Raw genomic sequence first — 22,800 nt, forward strand, 5'->3', positions numbered from 1 at the left:
CAACACTTTTGCCCCGCAGGTGTTGCCTGGGTTGAAGCAGAGCAAAGGAGGCGACGGGTCAGTGTCCGCCCCTCCTGCGGCATTCGGGGCAGAGCACCGACGTCAGGAGAGACGGCCCTCGGAGCGACTGTCCGTGCGCTAACGTGTGTCCACATGGGAGCAGTTGACCTGGCCCTGGCCGTCGCGGCCGGCGTGGCCAACCTGGTCGTCGCCGCCGTGCTGCTCGCCAGGAGCCGCGGTGGCACCGTGGCACCCCGGATTTTCGGCCGCCCGCAGCCGCTCCCCCGCCTGCGGGCCGCGATGCACGCCTGCCTGGGGCTGGGGCTGGGGGTCGGCTGGCTCGTCAAGGACATCTTCCCGCCCCACTCCACGGGCGACGCGGTGCTGTTCATCGTCGTCCGGGTCCTGCTGGTGGCTGCTCTCGTCACCGCAGTGCTGGTCGCCGCCGGGGCACGTGCGACTCGCGCGGAATGAGACCGCCCACTGGCGGCCGGCACCACTGCAACATTCCTGCAAACAATTTATATTGACCGATACAAAACCGCGAACCTACCGTTCCTGGTGAATGCCGAACCACCACCAGCGAATGGAAAAATCAATGCGTGCACCCCTCATCGGGGCGACGGTGATCGCCGTCCTGGTCGGTGCCACACCGGCCGCCGCCGCTCCCCGCCCCGACACGTCCGCCGCCGATCGGCTGTCCTGGTCGGCCCGTCACCTCGGTCGGCAGGCCCTGCCCGAGCGCGACGGATGGGCGGCTGAGGGCATCGGCACCACCGGCGGTTCGGCCGCGACGCCCGAGCGGACAAGGGTGGTCCACGATCGGGCGGAACTGGTCGACGCCCTCGGCGGTGACAACGCCGGCAACGCCACCGACGCCACCCCCAAACTGATCTACGTGGACGGCGCCGTCGACGGCTTCACCGGGCCCGACGGCACGCCGCTGAGCTGCGCCGACCTGGCCGACCCGGCGTACCAACTGGACGCCTATCTGGCCGCGTACGACCCGGCGGTGTGGGGTCGGGTGGCGCCGGCCGGGCCGCTGGAGGAGGCCCGGGTGCGCTCGGTGGCCAACCAGACCCGCCAGACCCAGATCAACGTCGGGCCGAACACCACGATCGTGGGGCTGCGCGGCGCTCGACTGACCGGGCTCACCCTCATGATCGACCGGGCGTCCAACGTCATCGTGCGCAACCTGACCTTCGTCGACGCCCGGGACTGCTTCCCCGCGTGGTCGCCCACCGACGGCGACACCGGCAACTGGAACAGCCAGTACGACCAGATCTCGGTACGCCGCAGCGAGCACGTCTGGGTCGACCACACCACGTTCACCGACGGCGACAACCCGGACAGCGCCCAGCCGAGCTACTTCGGCCGGCCGTACCAGGTGCACGACGGCTCGCTGGACGTCACGCACACCGCCAGCTTCGTCACCGCCTCGTGGAACCGCTTCACGGGACGGGACAAGCTGATGCTGATCGGCTCGTCCAACACCGTCGGCCCGGACGTGGGTCGGCTGAAGGTCACTCTGCACCACAACCTCTTCGACGGGGATCTGCAACGGCTGCCCCGGGTGCGGTTCGGTCAGGTCGACGTCTACAACAACCTGTACCGGCTGGGCGGCGACGGCTTCCAGTACGCGCTGGGCGTCGGCGTGCAGTCGGCGATCTACGCGCAGAACAACTTCTTCTCCCTCGACGCCGGCGTCGACCCGGCCGACCTGCTCTACGACTGGGGCGGCACCGCGCTCACCGAGCGGGGCTCCTGGGTGCGCCAGGGCGCCGGCCCGGCCCGGCCGGTCGACCTGCTGGCGGCGTACAACGCGGCGCACGAGCCCGACCTCGGCGCCGACGCCGGCTGGACACCGACCCTGCGCCGCGACCCGGTCCTGCCGGCGGCGCTGCTCCCGCTGCTGGTGGGTCCGCTCGCGGGCGCCGACCGGCTGCCGCTGTGACGACTCGCCGTGGTCGGGTCGACGACGCACGGGCCCATCGATGTGGGGAAGATCGGCTATAAGTGACGCATGGACTTCCCGCCGCACCTGGGCAGTATGCCGATGCACGCGATCACCGAGATCCACGGCGAACCGGGCCTGCTGGAGCGCTTCCGGCTGGAGGTCGAACGCTTCGACGACGGCGAACGCGCCCGCCTGTCCGCCGCGCTCGACCTCGCCGCCGAGCTGCACCGCGACGACCGGCGGGTCCGCGAGCCGTACCTCAACCACCTGCTGCGGGTCGCCATCCGGCTCATGCACCACTACCAGGTCCGCGACGTGGACGTGATCGTCGCGGGCCTGCTGCACGACGCGGTGGAGGACCACCCGGCCGAGCTGGCCGAGGGCGGTGGCGACCCGAGGGCCGCGGCGCTGGCCACGCTCGCCGCGCGGTTCGGGTCGCGGGTGGCCACCCTGGTCGCCGCGGTCACCAATCCGGTGTACGACCCGCAGCGTGACCGCAACGACCAGTACCGGGAGCACCTGGCGGTCAGCCTGGACCGGGAGCCCTGGGCGCGGGTGATCAAGGTGTCGGACTTCACCGACAACGGCGTCGGGGTGATCCACACCGTCGGGCCGAAGGTCGTCTCGTCGGCCCGCAAGTACCGGCCGTTGGTGCCGCTCTTCCGGGACCTGATCGGTCGTGCGGACACCCCGCTCTCGCCGGCGGTGAAGGCCCACATCTTCGGCCAGCTGGACCTTGCCGAGGAGCGGTTCAGCGCCATCCTGGACCGGCCGGCCCACACGCACTGAGCCGCTGGGCGGGCCGTCAGACGCCGGCGCCTGGGGCGGGCGCGAACCCGTCCCGGCGCAGGCCCTCGCGCACCAGGTGCTCCAGCCAGGAGGTCGGGGCGACGCCCAGCTCCCGGCCCAGGTCGGCACGGAACAGCTCCAGCCGGCGCACCGCCTCGTTGATGTTGCGTTCGGCCAGGTGCACGGCGATCAGCACGCGGGTGGCGCTCTCGCGCAACGGCTCCAACTGCACGGCGGTCAACGCCACCTGCACCGCCTCGCTGAAGCGCCCCTGCGCGGTGAGCCGTTCGGCGAGCGCCTCCAGCGCGTACAGCTGCATCTGACGCAGCCGCTCCCGCTCGGTCAGCACCCAGTCGTCGTACCAGCCGGGCAGCAGCTCGCCCGTCGCCAGCGCCGGCACACCCGCGCCGACACCCGCCGGCGCCCCGCCGGCCAGCAGCGCCGCGGACGCCGCGCCCAGCGTGGCGACGTCGCTCGTCACACCGGCGGCCAGGGCCAGCCGGTCGTCCTCCTCGACGAGGGGCTCGGGAGTGATCCGGTGCAGCCGCCAGAGCATGGTGCGCAGGTTGGCGCGGGCCCGCTCCTCGTGCGAGCCGGGCCAGAGCGTGCCGGCAGCCTCCCAGCGGGCGCACCGCTGGCGTACGCCGAGATAGGCCAGCAGCCGGCGTGCGCCCTGCGGCACCACGACGGACCGGCCCTCGCGTTCCAGCCCGAACCCGCCGAGCAGACGCAGCGTGTACCGGGTCGGTCGCGCCACACCGGCCTCCTGCGCCCCGGAGCGGAGGCCCTGCGTCGCCTCGTGAACTGCCATCCCTGCGCCCTTCGCACCCGATCACCGGTGTGGGAGTTCCACGTTCGGGTGTGGACGTTCGGCACGCCAGCGCAGTGTCGTCACACCGACCCGGCGAACGGCGGGGATCAGCCGTTCGCCGGAGCGATGGCCGGCCGTTCAGCGCAGCTTGCTCAGCGTCCGGGCGTAGCCGGTCCACTCGGCGGCGTCGCCGACGTCGGCGCGTACGCCGGCTTCCTTCATGATGCCGAGCACCCGCTCGGCGGGCGCCTCGGCCAGCTTGCCGAGCGTGCTGATCCCGGCGCGGGTCAGTGCCGCGCGGGCCTTGGTGGGCACCCCGGCGAGCATGGCGATGTCGGCGTCGGCGACGTTCTCCAGTTCCGCGTCGATGCCGAGCGCGGCGGAGACCGCCGACTGGGCGCCCGCCGTGGTCCGGACGATGGCGGCCTCCCGTTCGCTGACCTCGAGGACCATCGCGTCCAGGCTCGGGTAGCTGCTGTCCGCCGGCAGCACCTTGAGCACGTCGCGGATCGTCCGGCCGTCGGCCACCTCGTCCTCGCCGAAGGTACGGATGAACTCCACCACCTTCACCTCGCGCGGGAAGCGCTGCCGGACGTCGGCGTTCTCGACGGCGTACCGGTCGAGGTAGGCGGCGCCCCGGACCTTCGGGCCGGCGACCACGTCCACGCCGAGGGTCTCGACAGCCGGCAGCACGATCGTGCCGGCCTTGGTCTGCCAGATGCTGACCTTCTTGTCCATGAACATCGTGGTGCCCATGTACCTGCCGAAGTCGAGCGTGCCGATGTAGTTGGGGATCTGCTCGATCTGGTACGGGCCGGGGCTGACCTTCGTCTCGTGCACCGTGGAGTGCAGGCGGTTGATCTCGGCGCGGATCTCGTCGAGCAGCCGGCGCAGGCTCACCCGCATGGCCGCCATGCAGGAGAACGCCTTGGCCAGGTCGGTGCCGAGGTGGTCCAGGTCGTGCTCGATGCGGTGGAACCGCTCGTTGAAGCCCTGCTCGCCGGGCGTCTGCCCGGCCTGCACGACGTCCTCGCCGTCGACCCAGTCGGTGTGCGCGAAGGTGCGGGCGAACGGTGGTGGCGCGCAGCCCGGCTCCACCGCCGCGAACGGCTCGGCGTAGCTGAACACCCGCTTCGCGGTGCCCACGTTCTCGTAGATCCAGGAGGAGACCAGCACGCTGGCGTCCGAGGCCGGGATGCCGTGCTTGGTGAACGCCTCGTACAGCTCGGTGACGGTCACCCCGTCGTAGTTGATCTCGCTCGCCATTGTGGTGTCCCTCTCAGAGCTGGTCGTACACGCCGCGGTGCCGGCGCTGCTGGAAGGTGCGGAAGGTGCGGGCCACCGCGGGGCGCAGCGGCTCGGCGTCGCCGTCGGCGTCGAGGTCGACGTGGTCATGCCGGATACCGAAGGTGTTGATCTCCACGCCGAGTGGGCAGACCCGCGTCAGCGTGTTCATCAGCCGCTCGTACTGGGCCAGGGTCAACGCCACCGAATCGGGCAGCTCCACCCGGAACTCGTACGGGTCGGTCAGCCCGGTCCGCACGTAGGACAGCGCCACCACCGCGACCAGACCGGCGTGGGTGGGGCGCAGCGTGGTCCGCGCGCCGACCGCCTTGATGTCCGCGGTGCCGCCGCCGAGCCCCACGGTGTACCAGCGAAAGCCGGTGGCCCGCCGCTCGGCCAGGTTGAGCCCGGCCTGGGGCAGCCCGATCACGCTGCACACCAGCAGCACCCGGTTGCCGGTGTCGACGAGCGGCAGCGCGGCGGCCAGGTGCTGGTCGCGTAGCAGGCCGACCAGCCGGGCCAGCCGGTCGGCGGCGGCCGGCTGCCCGGCGATCAGCGCGGACGCCAGCGCCGCCGGCAGCTCGATGGTCTCCACCAGCTCGTCGGGGAGGCGGTTCAGTGCGGCCACCACGGGCGCCGGGTCGCGCACGGCGGGCAGGCCGGCGGCGGCCAGGACCGCGTCGACCGGCTGCCCGGCCGGCCGGGTCGGTACGCCCGCCCACCGGGTCCGGGCCGCCGCGTCGGTCATCGGCGTCCACGCCGGCTCCCCCGCGCCCGTCCAGGCCGTCGCGGCGGCGGTCAGGCCGGCCAGCAGCAGCGCGTTGCCACCCGGGTCACCGGGCGCGTGGAACTGCGCCTCGACGGCCACGTCGGCGCCGACCGTGGCGGTCGTCGGCGCGGTCACGGCCAGCCCACGGGTGGGCAGGTGCGACAGGTACATCCTGGTGGTGCTGATCCGGTGCGTGGTCTGCACCCCGCACACGCGCCACAGCCAGGCCACCTCGCCGTCGGCCCCGACCGTGGGCACGCCGGCGGCGCGGGCCGCGGCGATCAGGGCCTCGGCGGTCCGGTCGCCGGTGACCGCGCGGCCGGTGTCCAGCACCCGGTTGCGCAGGTCGGTGGCCTGCGCGGGGGTCGGCCAGCTCACGTCCACGCCGAGACCCAGCTCGTAGCGGCTGCCACCGGTGTCGTCCTGGGCCCGGGTCACCTGCCACACGGTCGTCGACCCGAGGGCCCGGCAGACCCGCCCGGCCCGGTCCAGCGCGGCGGCCAGCGGCGGCGCGATGGCGTGCCCGCTGTCGAAGGCGTACGACTGCCGCAGGCTGGCGCGCAGCGCGGTGACCTCGGCCAGCCGGCCGGACGGCAGCGCCCGGGCGGCGTGCGTGGTGTTGTTCGGCGGGGTGTTGGCGGGCAGCACGAGGCGGTCGCGGCGCAGTTGGGCGAGGAAGTTCGTGCGGTGCTGCGGGTCACCGGCGGCGACCAGCCGGATCGCCACCGCGAACCGGTCGTCGTCCTCGCGCAGCGTGAACCGGGCGCCGCCGGGCAGGTCGGCGAAGAGCCCCGCGTTCGGGTCGGTGTCCGCGCCGGGGCCGTTGAGCAGCCGGCGGATCGCGCCCGGAGTGGGCAGCAGGAACCGCCGGTAGAGCCCCAACCGGTGGGCGTACGCGGCGTCCGGCTCGCGGGCCGGTGGGGCCAGCCGGCGGGCGTACACGTCGCCGCTGGTCGGCTCGTGCACCAGCTCGTCGACGAACCGGGCCACCCCGACGTCCGCGCCGATCCGGTCCAGCGCGTCGCGGCGGGCGTGCGCGAGGGTCCGGTACGCGTGCACCTCCCGCGCCGCGCGGCGCAGCCGGTGCTTCTCGTACGACACCAGGTAGAGCAGCCGGCCCAGGTTGCCCTCGACGACGGCCAGCTCGACCACTGCGGTGAGCGCCGCACCGGTGAGCGCCGTGGCGGCCGCCCCGTCGACGGCCCGCTCGGCCGTCACGGCGACGGTGAACGGCGCGACAAGCGGCTCGTCGGCGGTGTCCGGCGCGTACGCCGGCACCGACGCTCCCGCGGCGGACCAGGGCGCGAAGACCACCGGCGGCAGCACCCGCTCGTGCGCGCCGCCCGGGTCGACGGTGACCGTCACCCGGACCGACTCCTCGACCAGATCGCCGCGCAGCACGACGGTGAGCAGAGGGTGTCGGCTGGTCCAGTCCACCGCGGCGGCCCCGGTGGTCGCGATCGGCACGACGACCCGGCGGACGGTTCCCGGATAGGGGCCCTCCAACTGGTCGACGAGGTTGCGTTCGACGGACGGGTCGGCGCCGTCCACAGGCACCCGGATGTCGGTCATCGCGCCCCCGCTCAGACGATCCGGAACGGCCGGGGATCGTCCCGGTCGACGTAGACGGGCACCTGGTTGGCGGCGAGCACCGCGTTGTCGCCGACCGGCAGCCGCTGCACGCCGTCGCCGGTGGGCGCGCTGCCGGTCACCACCACCGCCGAGTCGGCCGGGAAGCGCACGAGGCGCAGTCCGCGTACGTCGGCGACGCCCGGCTCGTTCATCAGCGTCCAGATCACCTCGGCGGCCCGGACCGGCTCGCCGAAGGGCAGCTCGTCGACGTAGCGGCGCAGCCGCGCGTGCAGCCGGGCGCGCAGCTCGGTGGCGGCGGTGGACGCGTTCACCGTCTCCTTCGAGCCGGTGGGCAGCGGCAGGCCACGGATCACCAGGTCCGCCTCGACGCCGATGCCGACCTCGTCGGCCCGGTCCACCGAGGCGAAGATGCCCACCGGGCGCAGGTCCTCGATGACCGACTCGACGGCGGCGTGCAGCCCGTCCGGCCCGTCCCAGATCGCGGCGGCGGTGGGCGCGACGAGCACCGTGACGTAGTACGGGTTGCCCAGATCGCGTTCGGTGCTGAAGACCCGCTCGATGAAGTTGAAGTTGCCGAAGATCGACTGGTTGAGGTCCAGCCCGCCCCGGCCGTCGAAGACCTGCACCTGGCGTACGCCGGGCACGGTGGCCACGGCCAGGCCGATCGCCTCGGCCGTCCAGATCGAGCGGGGCGCGGCCAGCAGCAGTTGCCGGTAGCGGGCGTCGGAGACCTGCTGTTCACCCCCGGTCAGCGCGACGGTGTGGGTGATCTCGACCAGCTCCTTGCCGGCGGCCTGCTCGGCGTCGTCGAGATCGGCCAGCAGGGTGTCGGCCCGGTTCCAGCGGTCGATCTTCTGGTTGGCCTGCGTCGGGTCGAGGTTGTGCGCCGGGCCGGGATAGAAGGCGGCGACGGCCGGTTCGCGCTCGGCGACGGCGGCGGAGAGCACCACTGTCTCGTCGAGGGCCACGTGGTGCCCGCCGGCTGTGGACAGCCGGGCGCCCCGGGGCAGCGTGAGCGGGGTGTGGCCGGTGGGCAGCGCCGCCTTCAGCTTCAGCTTCACCGTGCCCCGCGCCGGCAGGTACGGCCGGGCGATGCCGAGTTCCTCGCCGAGTCGGGTCAGCGCGTCGGCGGTCGCCGACACGACGAAGGAGTTGTCGTAGACCGCGCCGAGCGCCGCCCACAGCCGGGCGTCCTCCAGGGCGGCCAGTTCGAGGACCTTGCGCAGCACCGCGCCGCTGGTCAGGTCGACGTCCTCACCGAAGAGCAGTCGGGCGGTGGCCAGCTTCTCGGCGAGCAGCCGGGCGAAGGACTTGGGCACGAAGCCGGTCTCGACGATGCCGAAGCCGGTCGAGCCGGTGGCCCGCAGCGCGGCGGCGTCGACGGCGAGGACGTCGGCCAGCTCGGCCGGGAGGGTCGGGTCAGACACTGGGCAGCTCCCCGAGGCGCACCGAGAGCCGGTCGTCGGTGATGGTTTCGAACTGGACCTGCACCTGCAGGGTGCGCGAGGCGCGCAGCGCGGCGGCCGACGCGTCGTCGGCGCGGCCCGCGCCGAGTCGACCGTCGTCGAGGTTCACGTCGACGATCTTGCGGACGCGGGGGTCGCGGTCGAGCAGCGTGATGATGCCGATGCGGACCTGCTCGCGGATGAGGTTCGGCTCGATCTGCTCGGCGAGGGCGTTGAGCCCGTCGAAGCCGAAGGTGGCGTCGAAGACGTTCGAGCCGCGCAGCGTGGTCAGCGCCACCGCGAGGCTCTGCGCCACGTTGCCGGTTCCTTCGACGAGGGCCAGCGCCCGGCCGTTCGGGCCGTCGTCGAAGACGATGTCGCGGGCCAGGTCGACGCCGGGCATTGTGGGTTCGAAGGCGAGGCCCCAGCCGAGGTAGCGGCGTTGGGCGGCCTGCCGTTCGCGTTCGGTGCGGTCCATCTCAGACCGCCTTCAGCTTGCTCTGCCCGGCGCTGGCCGACAGGCCGGGGCTGGAGCCGTCGGTGGCGCCGCTGAGGGTGTCCAGTGCCACCCCGGCCCCGCCGGCCTTGAGCTTGCCGGCGGAGCCGGTAGCCGTGGTCACCGTGGCGCACTGCTTGGTGGAGTTGCTGGTGGTGATGGTGCACCCGGCCACCGATTTTCCGCTGATCCCGTCCGGCCGGGTCACCGCGACGTGATCGACAGTGAGCTTGCTCTGCCCGGTCGGGGAGACCTTCCCCTGGTTGGGGCAGTGCACGTCGCTGGACGTGGTGAGCACGAATGCCATCTCGCTCTCCTCAGTGGACGTTCATCGCGTTGTCGACCTGGACGTCGACGTCGTCGGCGGCGATGCTCACCGTGCCGCCGCTGATGTTCACCGCGCCGTCGCCGGCGTCCAGGTCGATCCGGGTGGCGGTGATGGTGATCGAGCCGTCCTGCTTCATGACGATCGACGAGCCGCCGGCGGCGTGCTCGATGGTGATGCTGTCGGCCTCGTCGGCGCGGGCCGGGCGCTGCCCGCGTCCCTGCAACTGGGCGCGGCCCACCCGCACGGTCAGCTCGCCCAGCTCGATGACCCGGTTGCCGTCGCCGTCGGTGAGGTCGTGCGTGACCTTGCCGTCGTGGTCGGCGGGCACCACCGTGTCGCCGATCGACGAGCGGCTGTTCGTGGCCACCCCGACCGGAAGCGACAGCCACCAGTCCCCCGGCTGCGACACCGGGGCGTGCCCGGTGGGCCAGAGCGCGCCCACCTCGACCGGGTCGTCGGGGGCGCCGTTGCGGTAGGCCAGCGCCACCCGGGTCCCCGGGTAGCGGGGCAGGATGAGCCCGCAGCCACCCCACGCGAACGGGGTCAGGTAGGTCACCCCGGGCAGCGGCGCGGGCTGCTCCCGGCGTACCGGCAGGCGGCGGGCGGCGTTGGGCCGGCCGTCCGGGCGGACCAGGCCCTCCCACACCGTCTCGGTCTGCGCGGGCGGCTCGACCGCGCCGCTGGCGTTGGTGGCGGCGGCGCGCACCTCGCCGATCTCCAGGCCGCGCGTCTCGCCCCGGGCGGCCCGGGCCGCGCGGCGCACCGCCTCGGCGGCGGCCACCCCTGGCGACGACGCCGGGCCGGCCGGCTCGGCGGTGGCCACACCTGACGAGTCGCTCCAGGTGTCCCACGCGCTCGCGCCCGAGGTGACCTCGACGCCCTGCACGACAGTGACGAACCCGGCGGTACGCGAGAGGGTGTGCCGGGCCGCGCTGAGGTAGAGCACCTTCGCCCCCGCGCCCAGCTCCCCCGTCGACGGGGCGAACGGCGCGGCGAACGAGCCCAGCAGCGCCGCGCCGACGCTGCCCAGCGTGGTGGCCTCGTCGGTCGCCGGCGGATCGAAGCGCACCAGGTCGCCGGGCTTCAGGTCGGGGCGGCCCTTGAGGGTCAGCGTCCACGCCCTGCGCCGCGGCGCGGCCGTGCCGCCGGCCTCGGTGGCCGCGTACGGGTCGGTGTCCTGGGTGCCGTTCTCGGTGCACTCCAGCAGGCCGGTGGCGAGGGTCAGCGGCTTCGGCTCCCCCTGCGGGTACGGGATCGGCCGCTTCCCGACGTGCACGGTGCCGTCGCGGATCAGCAGCATCCCCCGCCCGTACGCGTTGAGCGACTGCTGCAACGCGCCGCCGATGCGTTCCAGCGCGGCGCGGTAGAGCAGCCCCGCCCCGAAGGCGACCCGCTCGTCGCCGGCCGCCTCGGTGGCGCCGGTGGTCATCGTGCCGTCGGGGTTGGCGCCCCACCCGGTCACGTCGACCCGGGTCCGCTCGCCGATGGCCTGGATCGCGGCGGTGAAGGTAGCCGCCTCGAACCGTTCGGCGACGCGCTGCCCGAGCCGGGCGTACGCCTGCTCGACGAGGGTCAGCTCGGTGTCGTACGTCCGCTCCCCGGTGAGCCGGCGCACCTTGGTGACCCGCAGCACGGCGACCAGTGCCTGGGTCAGTTCGGCCGGGGTCGGGCCGGCGTTGACGCCGATCAGGTTGGTGAAGAACGCGCCGACGGAGGTGTTGGCGTCGCGCCAGTACAGGTGCAGTTTCGCCACCAGCGGCGGCTGCCCCTCGGCGGTGCGCAGCGCGGCGAAGTGCTCGTCGATCAGCCCCTGCACGGTGATCGTGTACGCGCCGGGGCCCAGCCCGTCGGGCAGCGCGGCGTCGATGGCCGCGTAGTAGTCGGCACTGGACAGGGTGAGCGCGACGTCGGGGCTGAGCCCGGTCGACGTCTCCCGGTGGAACGTGATGGTCCAGCCGGCGTCGTTGCCGACCGCGCCCTGGCGCACCTGGCCGGTCTGGAACGGCGTGAGCGTCACCGCAGCACCCTCCGCATCTTCTTGTCGAGCAGGTAGCGGTAGCGCAGCCTGCCGGGGCCCAGCTCGGACTCGACGCGCTGCGCGGGTGGGCGGCGACGCCAGACGAACTCGTTGATGGGCGGCGGCCCGAAGGTGTCGACCGCCCGGTCGGCGGGCCGCCAGGCCACCGTCAGCGTGGAGCCGTAGTCGCCGGAGCCGCGTACCGTGCCGGCGTGCAGCAGCCAGGCGAGCACGACCACCTCGACGGCGACCGGGGCGGGCCCGGCGGAGTCGACGGGTGTGCCGGCGTCGGGGCAGACCCGGCGCAGGCCCGCGGCGAGCGGCACCGAGCCGAGGATCCGGGTGCCCTGGCGGACGACCAGGCGCAGCGGCACCCGGCCGACCAGTGCCGGCGCCCGGGGCGTGGCGGGCGGCGCGGGTCGGGGCGTCAGGTCGTCGGCGGAGGTGCTCACCACCGCGAGGGGGTCGGTGGTCAGCCACTGCCGGGCCAGCCCGGTGGGCAGGATCAGCACCCCGTGCACACCGGCGCCCAGCTCGACGCGGTGCGGCAGGCCGGCGGTGAGGCTCTGCCGGACCTCGGTGAATCCGTCGGGCACCTCGATGGGCGTCTCCGGCAGCAGGTAGCGGTCGATCGGAAACTGTGGCATCAGTTGCCCAACCCGTCGGCGAGCGCGCCGACTCCGATGCTGGCCACGTCGAGCAGCTTGCCGAGCAGGCTGGGACGGGGCACGTGGACGAGGGTGATGGTGGTGTCCAGGACGTCGCGGCGGGCGGCCGAGGCGTTGAAGGTCAGCGACTGCACCTGCATGTCGGTGCGGATGGTCATCGACGTGACGAGGATGAGTCCGCCGAACTTGCCCCCGGAGTACGCCGCGAGGGCGGTGCCGCGCTTACTGGCCTCGGCCATCGTCTCCAGGGCGAACTTCCAGGCGTAGCGTTCCGCGCCGACCAGCACGCCGGTCAGGGTGATGGTGTCGTCGTGGGTGGCCACGATGGCCTTGTGCGCCGTCGAGCCGATCGGCGGCAGGTGGTAGGTCTGGGCGAGGGAGATGGCGGTGACCGCCCAGAGTGGGATCGGCAGCACCCCGTCGCTGATGATCGCCGACGGGACCGTGCCGTAGCGCATGAAGCTGCTGGTGATGGCCATGCTCAACGCCCTCCGGTGGGTGGCAGCGGCACCGGCGTACCGGTGGGCTCGACGGCCAGGCCCAGGTCGCGCAGCGCCTGGGTGATCTCGCGGACCTCGCCCGCGGCGCTGGTGACCCGCAGCCGCAGCCGTCGTTCCTCCAACGCCGCGCTGATGCGGGCGGGTCGGGTGGACGCGGAGCCGCGCCGGTTGATCCGGTCGATCTCGGCGGCGGCGTCCTCCATCCGGGAGATCGCGTCGAGGATGCGCGGGTCGGGGGTGAAGCCCGGGTCGTCGCGTTGCAGCCGCGCGATGGCGTCACGGAAGTCGGCGGCGTCGCGGCGCAGGTTGACCGCCAGGTTGTCGGTGAGCGCGCTGACCCCGGCGACGCTGCTCGCCCGGTGCGACTTGTCGTCGAGGAGCCACACCCAGCCGTCGTGGCCGATGCCGACCAGGTCGGTGCCGGCGACCTTGACGTTGGCGTCCGGTCCCTTGAGGAACAGCTCGACGCTGCTCAGGGAGAACGCGGCGCTGTACTCACCCAGGACGCCCCGGCCGTAGGTGACCATGTCGTGGCGCAGGTAGGCGCGGAAACCGGGGCCGTCGTCGGCGCGTCCGCCCCGCTCGCGAAAGCGCCGCCACAGGGTGGCCAGGGCCTCCGGGTTGTGCACGGCGAGTTGCTGGGTGAGCCAGACGTCACCGCCGGCCACCACAGCCCGCAGGTCCGGATCGCCGATGCGGGCCAGCGCGTCGGCGAGGCGGGCGTCGCTCATCTGCAGGCCGCGCGAGCGGGCCCGGCCGAGGTCGTCGACGGCGGTGCGCAGCCGGGCCAGCTCGTCGGGGGTGAGCCGGCCGCCGAGGCGCGTCTCCAGGGCGGCGACTGCGGCCCGCTTGCCACCCTCGCTCTCGGCGGCGACCGCGCGCCACAGCGCGGCCGGTTCCAGCTCGGCGGCGCGGCGCAGCGCCGCCTGCCGGTCCGCCGGCATGGCCCGGAACGCGTCGCCGACGATCGCGGCCGGTTCGACGTGCCGACCGGCCGCGCCGCCGCCGTCGAACTCGCGCAGCAGCGAGTCGGCGTACGCGCCGGCGTCGTCGGCCAACCGCAGCGGCGCGTCGCCGACGATGCCTTCGCGAGGTCGGCTCAGCTCGCGCATCTCGGTGCTGAGCTGGTCGAAGTACTCCCCGAGGGTGGCCACCCGCACCCCGTCGGGCAGGGTGCCGCCCTCCAGCACGTGGTCGAGGATCGCGGCGATGTTGTCCCGCAGGACGGCGATGCGTTCCAGCCGGTTCAGCGCATTGCCCAGGTGCAGGTCACCCACGTCGTCGACGATGCGGCGGATGAGGTGCTCCAGCAGCCGCCGGGACCGCACCTCGCCGGCCTCGCTGTGTTCGGCGATCGTCCGCATGAACCGGCGCAGCCGGGGGTTCGCGTCGGCGGCGGCGTGCACGGCGGCGGCGTCGAGGAACCGGCCGGCGCGGAACCGGCGGGGCCCGGTCACTGCCGCACCACAGGCACGCGCGGGCCGGCCCCGGCAGCGTGTTGCGAGTCGAGCACCATGAGGATGAACCGGGCGCCCTCCGGGCCGCCGACCGCGCCGCTGAGCATCGCCTCGCGCTCCACGTACGCGAGGATCGGCTCCATCAGTTTCTGCACGACCCGTTCCAGCACCTCGTTGAGCAGGATCTCGGTGAGGAACCCCTGGAGCAGATCGCGGGAGGCGGCTTCGACGATCTGCCGGGTGACCCGGCGTACCACGTACCCCCGGGCGGCGCGCAGCCCAGCGCGGACGCCGAAGCGCAGCGCGACCCGGCCGCCGCGCACGGCCGCGCCGCCGATGGTGCCGGCCTCCGGGATCAGCGACAGGGCCAGCCCGAGGTACGCGGCGAACAGCTCGACCTCGACCTCGGTGCGGGTGAGCACCAGCTCCGGGTCGAGCATGGAGGAGTAGAGGCGGGACCGCTGGTGGGCGTGCGCCACGTCGACGGCGGCGACTGCCACCCCGACCACGAAGCCCAGCGGCGGGCAGAGCAGCGACAGCGCGATGATCCCCACCATGATGGCGAACGCGCTCAGCGCCTCCCGGCCCAGCTCGGTGCTGAACAGGCTGTCGACGCCCGTGGCGTAGTAGAGGTTGCCGCCGAAGAACTCGCCGAGCTGCTGGTGCGTGACCAGGTGGATGCCCTGCAACGCGAACCGTCCGCCGGCGATGGTGGCCGACGGGATGTGCTCGCTGATCCGGCTGGACCGGAAGGCGAAGTGCGCGTCGGTGCGGGCGCGGCCCAGCATCTCGGTGTTGTTGCGCCGCATGTCCTGCAGCACCCGCCACAACTCGTCGCGGATCGCCGACCGGTTCCCGGCGAAGCGTTCCAGCACGTCGGGCAGGTCGGTGATCTGCTTGACCAGCGGGTCGACGCCCTCGGCCTCGCCGCGCTGGATGACCAGCGCCTGTTCGATCTCGGCGAGGGTCCACAGCACCGCGTGCGAGTCGCGGATGCGGGTGACGCCGTCGCGTTCGACGATCTCACCGGCCGCGCCGGGGCTGGTCAGGGCGGCCTCGGTGGCCAGGAACGCGGTGGAGATGGCGCGGGCCGCGCCGTACCAGGCGGTGGACGGGTTGGCCATGCTCACCGTGGCGAGGACGCCGCCGCCGGCGTCGGTGTGCTGGGCCGTCCACCGGGCCGCCTCGTGCCGGCGCAGCCGCTCGCGCAGCCCCTGCAGTTCGGCGTAGTCGGTGAGCTGGGAGACCATCAACCGCTCGAAGATCGGCGCGTACCTGTCGAAGTTGGTGATCCGCGCGTTGATGCCGCTCTGCGAGCTGAGCAGCAGTTGCACGAGCATGGCCTGGCTGCCGACGACGAACAGCTGCCCCACCGCTGCCTTGACGGCCGGGCTGAGCGCCTGGACGAAGTGCAGGTTCCAGGAGGCGGACGTGTCGATCCAGCCGCCCTGGACGCGGGCGAAGTGCTCGGGCTGGCTGTAACGGCGCATGACCAGTTGGGCGAGGTGGTCCAGGCGGGGCACCACGCCGGCCAGGTGGCGCAGGAACTGCACGGCCGGCGAGGCGACCGGCCGGAAGTCCAGCGGACCGAGGCGGCCGGAGCCCTCGGGGACGGGTCGGGTGAACGCCTCGCGTTCGGCCGCGCCGACGAGCAGGCTGATCGCCGCGGCCCGGCCGCGCAGCACGGCGGCGGCCTGGAGGCAGAAGTTCGCCGGGTAGCGGCACGGCTCACCCATCTGCAGCCGGAACGCGATGTCGTCCATCAGCCGACGCAGCTCGTCGCCGTCCGGCCCGAGGGCGGCCAGCTCCGGCTCCCCGTTGAACGACGCACACGCGGGCATCGTCGAGTGCCCGGCGCCGACGACGGGGAACCGGCTGCCCTCGGCGCCGGCCGGCGCGCTCGGGCTGCTCGGGTCGAAGACGAACCCGCCCCGCCGGCCACTGCCGCTGCCGTCCCCGGTGCCGCCGGCGCCACCCGACCCCGTGCCCGTCCCGGTGCCCGTGCCCGTCCCGGTGCCCGTGCCCGTCCCGGTGCCCGTGCCCGTCCCGGTGCCCGTGCCCGTCCCGGTGCCGGTGCCGGTGCCGGTGCCGGGTGGCGCGTTCGGGTCCGGCGGGGCCGCCGGGTGCTGCTCGACGGTGATCGGCAGCAGGTTTGCCGTACCGGTCCAGTGCAGGGTGGCGTCGGTCTCCTCGGTGCCGACCAGCAGCAGGGACACCCCGCCGATGCTGACCACCACCAGGCACGTCGGCGTCGCCCCGCCCACCGAGGCGAGGATCGCGTCGACCCGCCGGGTCACCTCCGCGTCGACGGCCCGCTCGATCTGCGCCTGGTACTCCTCGGCGCTGGTGGTCTCGCCGCGCGGCGAGGCGGTTCGCAGCCGCTGCCGGATGTCCGCGCTCAGCTCCTCGTCCACCATGGCGACCAGGGCGCTCCGGTCGGCGACCGGCCGTCGCTGCACCGTTCCGGGCTGCGGGCTGGGCACCCGCTCCTCCACCTCGAAGTGCGGCTGCGGCGTCGCCCGGAACACCGTCTCGCCGAACCGCTCGAAGGTCAGGACCGACAGTGGCGTGGTGGTCACCATGATCGCCCAGACCGGGCGGCCGTCGGGGCCGACCACCCGCGCGATGATCCCCTGTGGTGCGCCCGACGGCAGGCCGCCGTGCTGGCGTACCGCCTCGCGGGCCAGCTCGGCGAAGTGATCGGCCAGGTAGGTGGCTGGTCGCAGCAGCCACTGGTAGGTCACCGGAGGCGGCTCGTCGCCGTCCACCGGCACCTCGGCCGCGTCACCACCGTCGTCGTAGGACGGCACCCGGTAGACCGCGAGGAGGTGCCGCATCCGCTGCGGGTCGAACAGCTCGGTAGCCGGTCGGCTCAGCGGCGCGGCCACCCCGGCGGGCAGCCCCGGGTCCAACCGCGCCGCGCCGACCACCTCGTCGATGCGCCGGCGCAGCCGGGCCTCGAAGGCCCGCCGATCGTCCGGCGACACCCGCTCGGCTGCCGCGCCGGTCCACCGGAAGTCCGGCGCCGCGGCGCGTACCTCCAGATAGCCGCCGCGCGGCGCGACCACCTCCTGCCGGGAGCGTTCCAGGGCGCGGGCCAGGGCCGCGGCGAGCGCGTCGCTCACGACCGCCGGCCGCTCGGTCACCGACCGGGCGTCCAGCCGGATCCGCACCGGCACGTGCACCGAGATGGCCACCGTCAGAACCGCCCGTCCAGGTGCTCGGCGAGGCGGGCCAGCGCGAGGTCGGCGAGCGCGTCGGCGTCGAGGGCGCCGCCGGCCGCGACCACCTCGATCTCCACCGGGAAGTGGTACGCGATGACCGCACGGTCGTCCTCGGCCACCTGCTCGGCCTCCGCCTCGCTGCCGGCCGCCGGCAGCACCAGCTCACCCGCGTGCACCAGGGCCAGCCCGGTACGGGTGACCCGCGCGGCGCGGCCAGCTCCGGTCGCCATCTGCTACCTCCGGTTCCTCGTCGGTCGGTTACGGCAGGACGGACGGGTCGCCGGTCTTCGGGTCGACCGAGGCGGCCAGGCTGAAACCGCTGAAGGTCGCCGCCGGGGCGCCGGAGATGGTGGCGGTGGTGGGTGTCGCGCTGGTGATCAGGCAGTCCCGCAGCACGAACGACGAGAACGCCCAGTCGTCGCCGGTGTGCTCCAGCAGGGCGATGTCGAACAGCTCGCCGTCGAGCGCCAGCTTGGTGAGCCGGCCGGCCACGTCCCCGATCGCCTTGACGGTCATCGTGAAGTTCATCGACACCGGCGCGTGGATGACGCCCATGTGGGTCACCTCGCACGAGTGCAGCGCCTCGACGTTGAGCGAGAAGGACGGGCTGAACGAGTCGATCGGGCTGATCAACACCGTCTCGGTGCCCTTGGTGTACTGCACCGCGAGGCGGGTCTTCCACTCCATGGTCTGGTTCCTCCGGTCAGAACTTGGCCACGAGCGTGACCAGCAGGCGGCTCACGGCCGGGCCGTACGTGACGGTGACGACCAGGTCGACGGTGCGGTCGGCCCGGGCGGCGGTGACGATCGAGGTGTCGGTGGCGGTACGGGCCACCTCGGGGATGGTGAGGATGTCGAGCACCGGGATCTCGACGCGGTAGTCGTCGATGACCGCCTGCCGCTTGAGCGGGCCGAGGATGCCGTCCACCTGGGTCTTGAGCAGGGTCATGCCCGGCTTGGTGATGCGGGCGTCGCCGACCAGGCCGATGAGACCGGCGCGGAGCATGAACTCGATCGCATCGAGGGTGCGGACCAGATCGACGTGCAGCAGGCTCGCGTCGGTGGTGAACAGCCGCCCGTCGGCGAAGTGCAGGCTCTCGCCGGTGATCAGCGTCGGGTCGATGATCGGGGTGAGGTTGGCCTCGGAGAGGCCCTTGATCTCGGCCGGGCTGTACTGCTTGGCGACCGGGATGGCCACCCCACGGATCTTCTTCAGGACGATGCTGTGGTGCACCGGCAGGCCGGCCACGGCCGCCATCGCGGCGGTGGCGGCGTCGCCGTCGGCGCCCCGGGCGGCGATCATCACCATCCGGCTGGTGCTGCTCTTGAGCGGGTTCGCCGCGGTGGTGATGTCGGCGACGTAGCCGGGGCTCTTCTCGGTGGCCGGGTTGACCATGGCGAAGCCGATCCGCCGCTGGCCGGCGGCCGACATCGTCTCGACGTGCGCCTTGAGCGCCTGCAACCCGGTGGGCGCTCCGGCTCCGGCCGGGTTGCCGACTGTCGACTCGTTGGCCAGCGACACCATTGTCACGTCGTCGGCGGCCTCCAGACCGCCGAGCGCGGCGGCGTAGTCGTCGCCGGCGACCTTGACCCCGTACACCTTGGCCGGCCGCGGGTCCTGCAGGAACGCCAGTTCCAGGGAGTTGTAGAGGGCGTTGCGGACCACGTTGCCGGCCTGCCGGCGGGCGAAGTTGGTGACCGCGTCGTCCAGGGTCTCGATCCGGACCGGCGTGTTCGCCGCTGCGGAGCCGCCGTCGGCCGTGGACGGCGCCTTGCCCACCACGGCGATGACGCCCGGCGAGCGCTGGGCCAGCGGCGCCGGTGGCGGCACGATCCGGACCTCGATGAACGGGAATGCTGCTGTCGGTGCCACGGGTCCTCCCGGACGAAGTTGCTGCTGGTCTGGGTTCTCAGGTCGGCACGGCGGCCAGTCCGATGCCGCTGCGGGCGAGCCACTGGCCGGCGCGGGCGAACCGGGTGGCCCGCTTCTGCGCGGCGGTCCCGGCGTCACCGCCGGGCCAACCGTCGTCGTCGAACGTCTCGATGGGGACCACCCAGACGGCGACCACCCGGTGCCGCCGCCGGACGTCGTCGGGTGCGGGCACGTCCAGGCCCAACTCCTCGGCGCGGGCCCGGACCAGCCGCGTCTCGACGAGCAGGTCGGCGAGGGAGAAGCCCCGGTCGCGGATCAGCACGGCGGCGGCGAACGGCAGTGGACGGGGTGTGGGCGGCGCGGCCGGCGGCGCCGCGTACCGCAGCCGTACCGTGGCGCCGGCGGTCTGCCCGCGCATCCGCGCCACCAGGTCACCCGCGTTCGCGGCGCCGACGCCGGCGAGCAGCCGGTCCAGGTGCGCGTCGGTGAACGCGGCCGGCTGGTGCAGGCCGGCGCGCAGCCGGGCCACCAGTCGGGTGCGCCGCTCGGTCTCCAGCAGCGCCGGGTCGGTCGGCAACGCGCCGAGGTCGGCGATGATCTGCGGGTCGACGTCGAAGGCCGGCACCGCCACGTCGAGGTCCTCGACCCGGTCCCGGGCGAGGCTCGTACGCACCACCAGGCTGCCCCGCCAGAGCGCGTCGATGCGCAGCGCCGACCCGCCGAGTCCGTGCAGCCGGACGCGCAGCTCGGTACGGGTGGTGCCGCCGGAGCCCAGCCACTCCCCCTCGGCCAGCGTCGCGGGCGCGGCGGCGAAGCCGAGGGTCAGCTCGTCGAAGACCGCCGCGTACGGGGGCGCGACAGGCATCGCCTCGGTGTCGTACGCGGCCTCGACCAGGTGGGCCAGCGACGCGTCGTCGAAGACGGCGGCGCGGGTGCCCGGATCGGCCAACCGCACCAGCACCCCGTCGACGAAGTCCACCGCACCGGCCTCCCCGCTGCCCCGGCCAGGGCACGCCGCCCGGCTGGGCACGAGGATCGCGAAGGGGCCGTCACCCGAGCGTCACCACCACCGTCACCGCGCCCGGACGCGGCCCGGACTGTCGGGAACTGAGCACCCGCACAGTCGGGGCCGGCTGTTTGCGCCCAGGGCGTCTTCGGGCTGGCGTGGTCCCGGCGGGACGCGCGACCCGACGCTGCCCGGCCCCGGTCACGCGTGCGAGCGGGCCGGCACCGAGCGCGCCGATCCGGCCGGGGCGACGACTCGAGGGCCGGCCGACCGCGACCGGCCGGCCCTCGGGTCGGTCAGAGCCGGTAGAAGTCGGTGTAGTGGTTGGGCGAGAACCAGGTGACGCCGCTGCTGCGGTTCACCACGATGCGGTACGCGTCGCGGGCGGCGCCCTGGGTACGCGGGTACACGTCGTACTCGTAGTAGGTGGCGTTGGCGGGCAGTTGACCCTCGTTGTTGTAGAACCGGCCGCCGGCGAAGTTGGACAGCCCGCCACTCCAGGAGTACCAGCCGCGGCTGGTCGGGAAGCCCTTGGCGGACCAGCCGGAGCGGGCGGTGCGCGCGTCCGCGCAGCGGCTGACGGTGCAGGAGCTGTAGACCGCCGCCGACGCGGAGTCGGTCAACCGTGGGGCCACCACGGACGGGCCGACCAGCGCGGCGGCGATCATGGTGAGGAGCAGGGCGAGGGTGGTGGTACGCCGGCGGATCGCGCCGAGCGTGGCCAGCGGGGACACGAGGGTGGACACAGGCTGCCTCCAGACCATCCGATCCATCGATCCGCGTGATTGGCGGACCGGACTCAGTCTCGCCCGTGCGGGCCGTCAGCGACAGCCCGCGCCACCTCAACTGCTCCACAATGATCGGTGAACCCCGGACGACGGCCCCGCGGGCGCACCCCGCCCAGACCAGTGCCGACCCAACCGGGGCCATCGGCGCGGCTACGGGCATATCGGTCATTGGTTGTTAGCGTGGCAAGCGGATCGGTGACCGTGAAGGGGTGCCATGACGGACGCTCCCGAGGAGAGGCCGAGGCCCGCGGACCTGTGGCGTCGGCGGGGCGTACGTGGGCTGACCATCGTCCGGGACGTGAGTGCCCGGGGTTGGCGGTGGTGGGCGCGGACGTGGGATCGGCTGGTGGCGGCGCTCCAGGACGAGGCGCCCGTCGGCGCGGGGGCCGGACCGTCCCCACCGGGTCCGCTCATCGAACAGCGCGACGCGCCCCGGCCGATCGCGGTCCCCGCGCGGGGATACGTCTACTCGTTCTACGTCCGGGCCACGTTCGCCTGGTCCTCACCGGCCAGCCTGCGCGCCGAGGTGTTGAGCTGGTACGTGCAGTACTTCCAACCGAACGCCGTCCAACGGCTGACCCGGCTCGCCGCCGACGCCGCCCGGGACCTGCCGCCGCACCGGGCAGCCGACCTGGAGGTGGCGTTGCAGCGGGCGCTCGCCGACGAGCCCGAGTGGCGCTACCAGCGCGGTGACGTCGTCATCACCTGCCGACCGGACGCCGCCGTCCGGCTCGACGAACGGATCATGCCGGCGCTGCGGCCGCACGTCGACCGGATGGTGAAACTGGAGTACCAGTTCGACGAGCAGTTGCGCCGGGCGACGTACGCCGAGGAACTGAGCCGACGGTGGACGACGCTGCTGGGCGACCACCTCGACGCGGACGCCGACCAGGAGGTGGTCGACGCCCGCCAGCACCTGCTCGCCGCCCAGCGGGAGGCCGCGCGGTGGATAGGCGAACTTCTTCATCTCCGCGCTACCAAATCTTGATCGGGTTGGCATCGACCTTCGTGCCGATTGTTCCTGATCCGCGCGTTCTGCCATGATCGCCAACGCCGGCCCGGCTGGCTAGCATCCTCCCGTCCTTCCGCTCGGGGGAGGCACGGGGGAGGAACACACGATGGAACTCGAACGGAATTGGAAGCCGTACGCCAAGGGCCCCGCACTGCTCGTGCTGGCGGTCGTCCTGGTGTTCTCGCCGGAGATCCTGGCGGCGATGGGCCGGGAGTTCACCTTCGGCAGCTGGGTCGGCTACGTGATGGCGCTGCTCGCCCTGATCGGCGGGCTGGGCGCGGTGCGGGAGAGCCGCCAGGCGTTCGCCGTCCGCATCGGTGCGCAGGGCATCACCTGGACCAGGGGCGAGGCGACAGTGGACTTCGCCTGGTCGGACGTGAGCCGGGTGGCGATCGAGAAGAGGCCCAACGCCGGCAAGCTGGAGAAGCCGAGCATCCTGACCGTCTGGGTCGGCGACCAGACCGAGCGCGCGCTGGCGCCCGACGTCGAGCTGACCGGCCTGCGCGGCTACCGCATCGCCGACCTGAAGAGCACCAGGCAGTCGCGCGACCAGGTCGCGGCGGCCCTGCGCCAGTACGGCGGCGACCGCTACCCCACACCGGCCGGCTGACGACACTCGCAGCAACTCCTGCACTCGCCAGCTCTTTCACCCGCCAGCCCTCTCGCCAGCCGGAGCGACCCGTGACGACAATGCCCGCGCCCGTACCGCCGCCTGCCCTACGCCCACCCGCCGACGGGGAATGTCAGTTCTGCGGCAGCCACCCCGCCGCCCACGTCTCCTTC

Annotated in this window: 21 protein-coding genes; 5 read left to right on the top strand and 16 right to left on the bottom strand. The window is 73.4% G+C overall.

The genetic code is table 11. The features are described from left to right. The first annotated feature begins 153 nt into the window (after window positions 1–153). The 3 genes from ACLQ27_RS03220 to ACLQ27_RS03230 all read left to right on the top strand — a co-directional run bounded on the left by ACLQ27_RS03220 (window position 154) and on the right by ACLQ27_RS03230 (window position 2,746). Entirely contained in the window at window positions 154–474 is a 321-nt protein-coding gene (locus tag ACLQ27_RS03220) for a hypothetical protein (protein WP_425865534.1), read from the top strand. Between the two features lie 124 nt (window positions 475–598). After that, entirely contained in the window at window positions 599–1,954 is a 1,356-nt protein-coding gene (locus ACLQ27_RS03225) for a pectate lyase family protein (protein ID WP_425865535.1), read from the top strand. 69 nt (window positions 1,955–2,023) lie between these two features. After that, window positions 2,024–2,746, top strand: coding sequence for an HD domain-containing protein (locus tag ACLQ27_RS03230; protein WP_357573882.1), 723 nt, complete (start codon window positions 2,024–2,026; stop codon window positions 2,744–2,746). A gap of 16 nt (window positions 2,747–2,762) precedes the next feature. Here ACLQ27_RS03230 and ACLQ27_RS03235 read toward each other — a convergent pair whose 3' ends face one another. From ACLQ27_RS03235 to ACLQ27_RS03310, 16 genes are all read right to left on the bottom strand, one after another. Next, window positions 2,763–3,557 (bottom strand): AfsR/SARP family transcriptional regulator, encoded by a 795-nt coding sequence (locus ACLQ27_RS03235; protein ID WP_425865536.1) that lies wholly within the window; start codon window positions 3,555–3,557, stop codon window positions 2,763–2,765. Window positions 3,558–3,695: 138 nt separating this feature from the next. Beyond that, a complete protein-coding gene (locus tag ACLQ27_RS03240; RefSeq protein WP_425865537.1) occupies window positions 3,696–4,823 on the bottom strand; it encodes a hypothetical protein in 1,128 nt (375 codons plus the stop codon). Between the two features lie 13 nt (window positions 4,824–4,836). Beyond that, window positions 4,837–7,182: a hypothetical protein gene (locus tag ACLQ27_RS03245; protein ID WP_425865538.1), complete on the bottom strand. Its 2,346-nt coding sequence runs from the start codon at window positions 7,180–7,182 to the stop codon at window positions 4,837–4,839. Between the two features lie 11 nt (window positions 7,183–7,193). Beyond that, window positions 7,194–8,630, bottom strand: a complete 1,437-nt coding sequence (locus ACLQ27_RS03250; protein ID WP_357497124.1) for a baseplate J/gp47 family protein — start codon at window positions 8,628–8,630, stop codon at window positions 7,194–7,196. Next, window positions 8,623–9,126, bottom strand: a complete 504-nt coding sequence (locus ACLQ27_RS03255; RefSeq protein ID WP_234582440.1) for a hypothetical protein — start codon at window positions 9,124–9,126, stop codon at window positions 8,623–8,625. Before ACLQ27_RS03255 ends, ACLQ27_RS03250 begins: the two co-directional genes overlap by 8 nt. Window position 9,127: 1 nt before the next feature. Further along, entirely contained in the window at window positions 9,128–9,451 is a 324-nt protein-coding gene (locus ACLQ27_RS03260) for a hypothetical protein (RefSeq protein WP_425865539.1), read from the bottom strand. Between the two features lie 10 nt (window positions 9,452–9,461). Beyond that, the gene (locus tag ACLQ27_RS03265) at window positions 9,462–11,489 is read right to left on the bottom strand and encodes a hypothetical protein (RefSeq protein WP_425865540.1); all 2,028 of its coding nucleotides are present in this window, start codon (window positions 11,487–11,489) and stop codon (window positions 9,462–9,464) included. Next, window positions 11,486–12,136: a hypothetical protein gene (locus tag ACLQ27_RS03270; protein ID WP_357497132.1), complete on the bottom strand. Its 651-nt coding sequence runs from the start codon at window positions 12,134–12,136 to the stop codon at window positions 11,486–11,488. Before ACLQ27_RS03270 ends, ACLQ27_RS03265 begins: the two co-directional genes overlap by 4 nt. Next, window positions 12,136–12,636, bottom strand: coding sequence for a hypothetical protein (locus ACLQ27_RS03275; protein WP_053659787.1), 501 nt, complete (start codon window positions 12,634–12,636; stop codon window positions 12,136–12,138). The genes ACLQ27_RS03270 and ACLQ27_RS03275 overlap by 1 nt, the downstream gene beginning before the upstream one ends. Before the next feature lie 2 nt (window positions 12,637–12,638). Beyond that, window positions 12,639–14,114: a hypothetical protein gene (locus ACLQ27_RS03280; protein WP_425865541.1), complete on the bottom strand. Its 1,476-nt coding sequence runs from the start codon at window positions 14,112–14,114 to the stop codon at window positions 12,639–12,641. After that, on the bottom strand, window positions 14,111–17,311 hold the full coding sequence (locus ACLQ27_RS03285; protein ID WP_425865543.1) for a hypothetical protein: 3,201 nt from the start codon (window positions 17,309–17,311) through the stop codon (window positions 14,111–14,113). The genes ACLQ27_RS03280 and ACLQ27_RS03285 overlap by 4 nt, the downstream gene beginning before the upstream one ends. Before the next feature lie 2 nt (window positions 17,312–17,313). Then, window positions 17,314–17,568, bottom strand: a complete 255-nt coding sequence (locus tag ACLQ27_RS03290) for a hypothetical protein (protein ID WP_088989350.1) — start codon at window positions 17,566–17,568, stop codon at window positions 17,314–17,316. 28 nt (window positions 17,569–17,596) lie between these two features. Further along, window positions 17,597–18,025, bottom strand: a complete 429-nt coding sequence (locus ACLQ27_RS03295) for a hypothetical protein (RefSeq protein WP_234582446.1) — start codon at window positions 18,023–18,025, stop codon at window positions 17,597–17,599. A 16-nt stretch (window positions 18,026–18,041) separates the two neighbouring features. Then, window positions 18,042–19,211: a hypothetical protein gene (locus tag ACLQ27_RS03300; RefSeq protein ID WP_234582447.1), complete on the bottom strand. Its 1,170-nt coding sequence runs from the start codon at window positions 19,209–19,211 to the stop codon at window positions 18,042–18,044. Window positions 19,212–19,248: 37 nt separating this feature from the next. After that, a complete protein-coding gene (locus tag ACLQ27_RS03305; RefSeq protein ID WP_357497139.1) occupies window positions 19,249–20,190 on the bottom strand; it encodes a hypothetical protein in 942 nt (313 codons plus the stop codon). Between the two features lie 323 nt (window positions 20,191–20,513). Beyond that, on the bottom strand, window positions 20,514–20,963 hold the full coding sequence (locus tag ACLQ27_RS03310; RefSeq protein ID WP_234582449.1) for a ribonuclease domain-containing protein: 450 nt from the start codon (window positions 20,961–20,963) through the stop codon (window positions 20,514–20,516). A 256-nt stretch (window positions 20,964–21,219) separates the two neighbouring features. On the opposite strand from ACLQ27_RS03310, the gene ACLQ27_RS03315 reads away from it, so the two are divergent. Both ACLQ27_RS03315 and ACLQ27_RS03320 read left to right on the top strand, forming a co-directional pair. Continuing rightward, entirely contained in the window at window positions 21,220–21,993 is a 774-nt protein-coding gene (locus ACLQ27_RS03315; protein WP_425865544.1) for a hypothetical protein, read from the top strand. A 130-nt stretch (window positions 21,994–22,123) separates the two neighbouring features. Further along, window positions 22,124–22,627, top strand: coding sequence for a hypothetical protein (locus ACLQ27_RS03320; RefSeq protein ID WP_357497143.1), 504 nt, complete (start codon window positions 22,124–22,126; stop codon window positions 22,625–22,627). Window positions 22,628–22,800: the final 173 nt, after the last annotated feature.

Origin of the sequence: Micromonospora sp. DT63 (assembly GCF_049841615.1) — a bacterium.
Taxonomy (GTDB): Bacteria; Actinomycetota; Actinomycetes; order Mycobacteriales; family Micromonosporaceae; genus Micromonospora.

Bases quoted from the DNA above. Each gene is read 5' to 3' on its own strand.
- ACLQ27_RS03220 (WP_425865534.1), top strand. From the start codon at position 154: ATGGGAGCAGTTGACCTGGCCCTGGCCGTCGCGGCCGGCGTGGCCAAC.
- ACLQ27_RS03225 (WP_425865535.1), top strand. From the start codon at position 599: ATGCGTGCACCCCTCATCGGGGCGACGGTGATCGCCGTCCTGGTCGGT.
- ACLQ27_RS03230 (WP_357573882.1), top strand. From the start codon at position 2,024: ATGGACTTCCCGCCGCACCTGGGCAGTATGCCGATGCACGCGATCACC.
- ACLQ27_RS03235 (WP_425865536.1), bottom strand. From the start codon at position 3,557: ATGGCAGTTCACGAGGCGACGCAGGGCCTCCGCTCCGGGGCGCAGGAG.
- ACLQ27_RS03240 (WP_425865537.1), bottom strand. From the start codon at position 4,823: ATGGCGAGCGAGATCAACTACGACGGGGTGACCGTCACCGAGCTGTAC.
- ACLQ27_RS03245 (WP_425865538.1), bottom strand. From the start codon at position 7,182: ATGACCGACATCCGGGTGCCTGTGGACGGCGCCGACCCGTCCGTCGAA.
- ACLQ27_RS03255 (WP_234582440.1), bottom strand. From the start codon at position 9,126: ATGGACCGCACCGAACGCGAACGGCAGGCCGCCCAACGCCGCTACCTC.
- ACLQ27_RS03260 (WP_425865539.1), bottom strand. From the start codon at position 9,451: ATGGCATTCGTGCTCACCACGTCCAGCGACGTGCACTGCCCCAACCAG.
- ACLQ27_RS03270 (WP_357497132.1), bottom strand. From the start codon at position 12,136: ATGCCACAGTTTCCGATCGACCGCTACCTGCTGCCGGAGACGCCCATC.
- ACLQ27_RS03275 (WP_053659787.1), bottom strand. From the start codon at position 12,636: ATGGCCATCACCAGCAGCTTCATGCGCTACGGCACGGTCCCGTCGGCG.
- ACLQ27_RS03290 (WP_088989350.1), bottom strand. From the start codon at position 17,568: ATGGCGACCGGAGCTGGCCGCGCCGCGCGGGTCACCCGTACCGGGCTG.
- ACLQ27_RS03295 (WP_234582446.1), bottom strand. From the start codon at position 18,025: ATGGAGTGGAAGACCCGCCTCGCGGTGCAGTACACCAAGGGCACCGAG.
- ACLQ27_RS03315 (WP_425865544.1), top strand. From the start codon at position 21,220: ATGACGGACGCTCCCGAGGAGAGGCCGAGGCCCGCGGACCTGTGGCGT.
- ACLQ27_RS03320 (WP_357497143.1), top strand. From the start codon at position 22,124: ATGGAACTCGAACGGAATTGGAAGCCGTACGCCAAGGGCCCCGCACTG.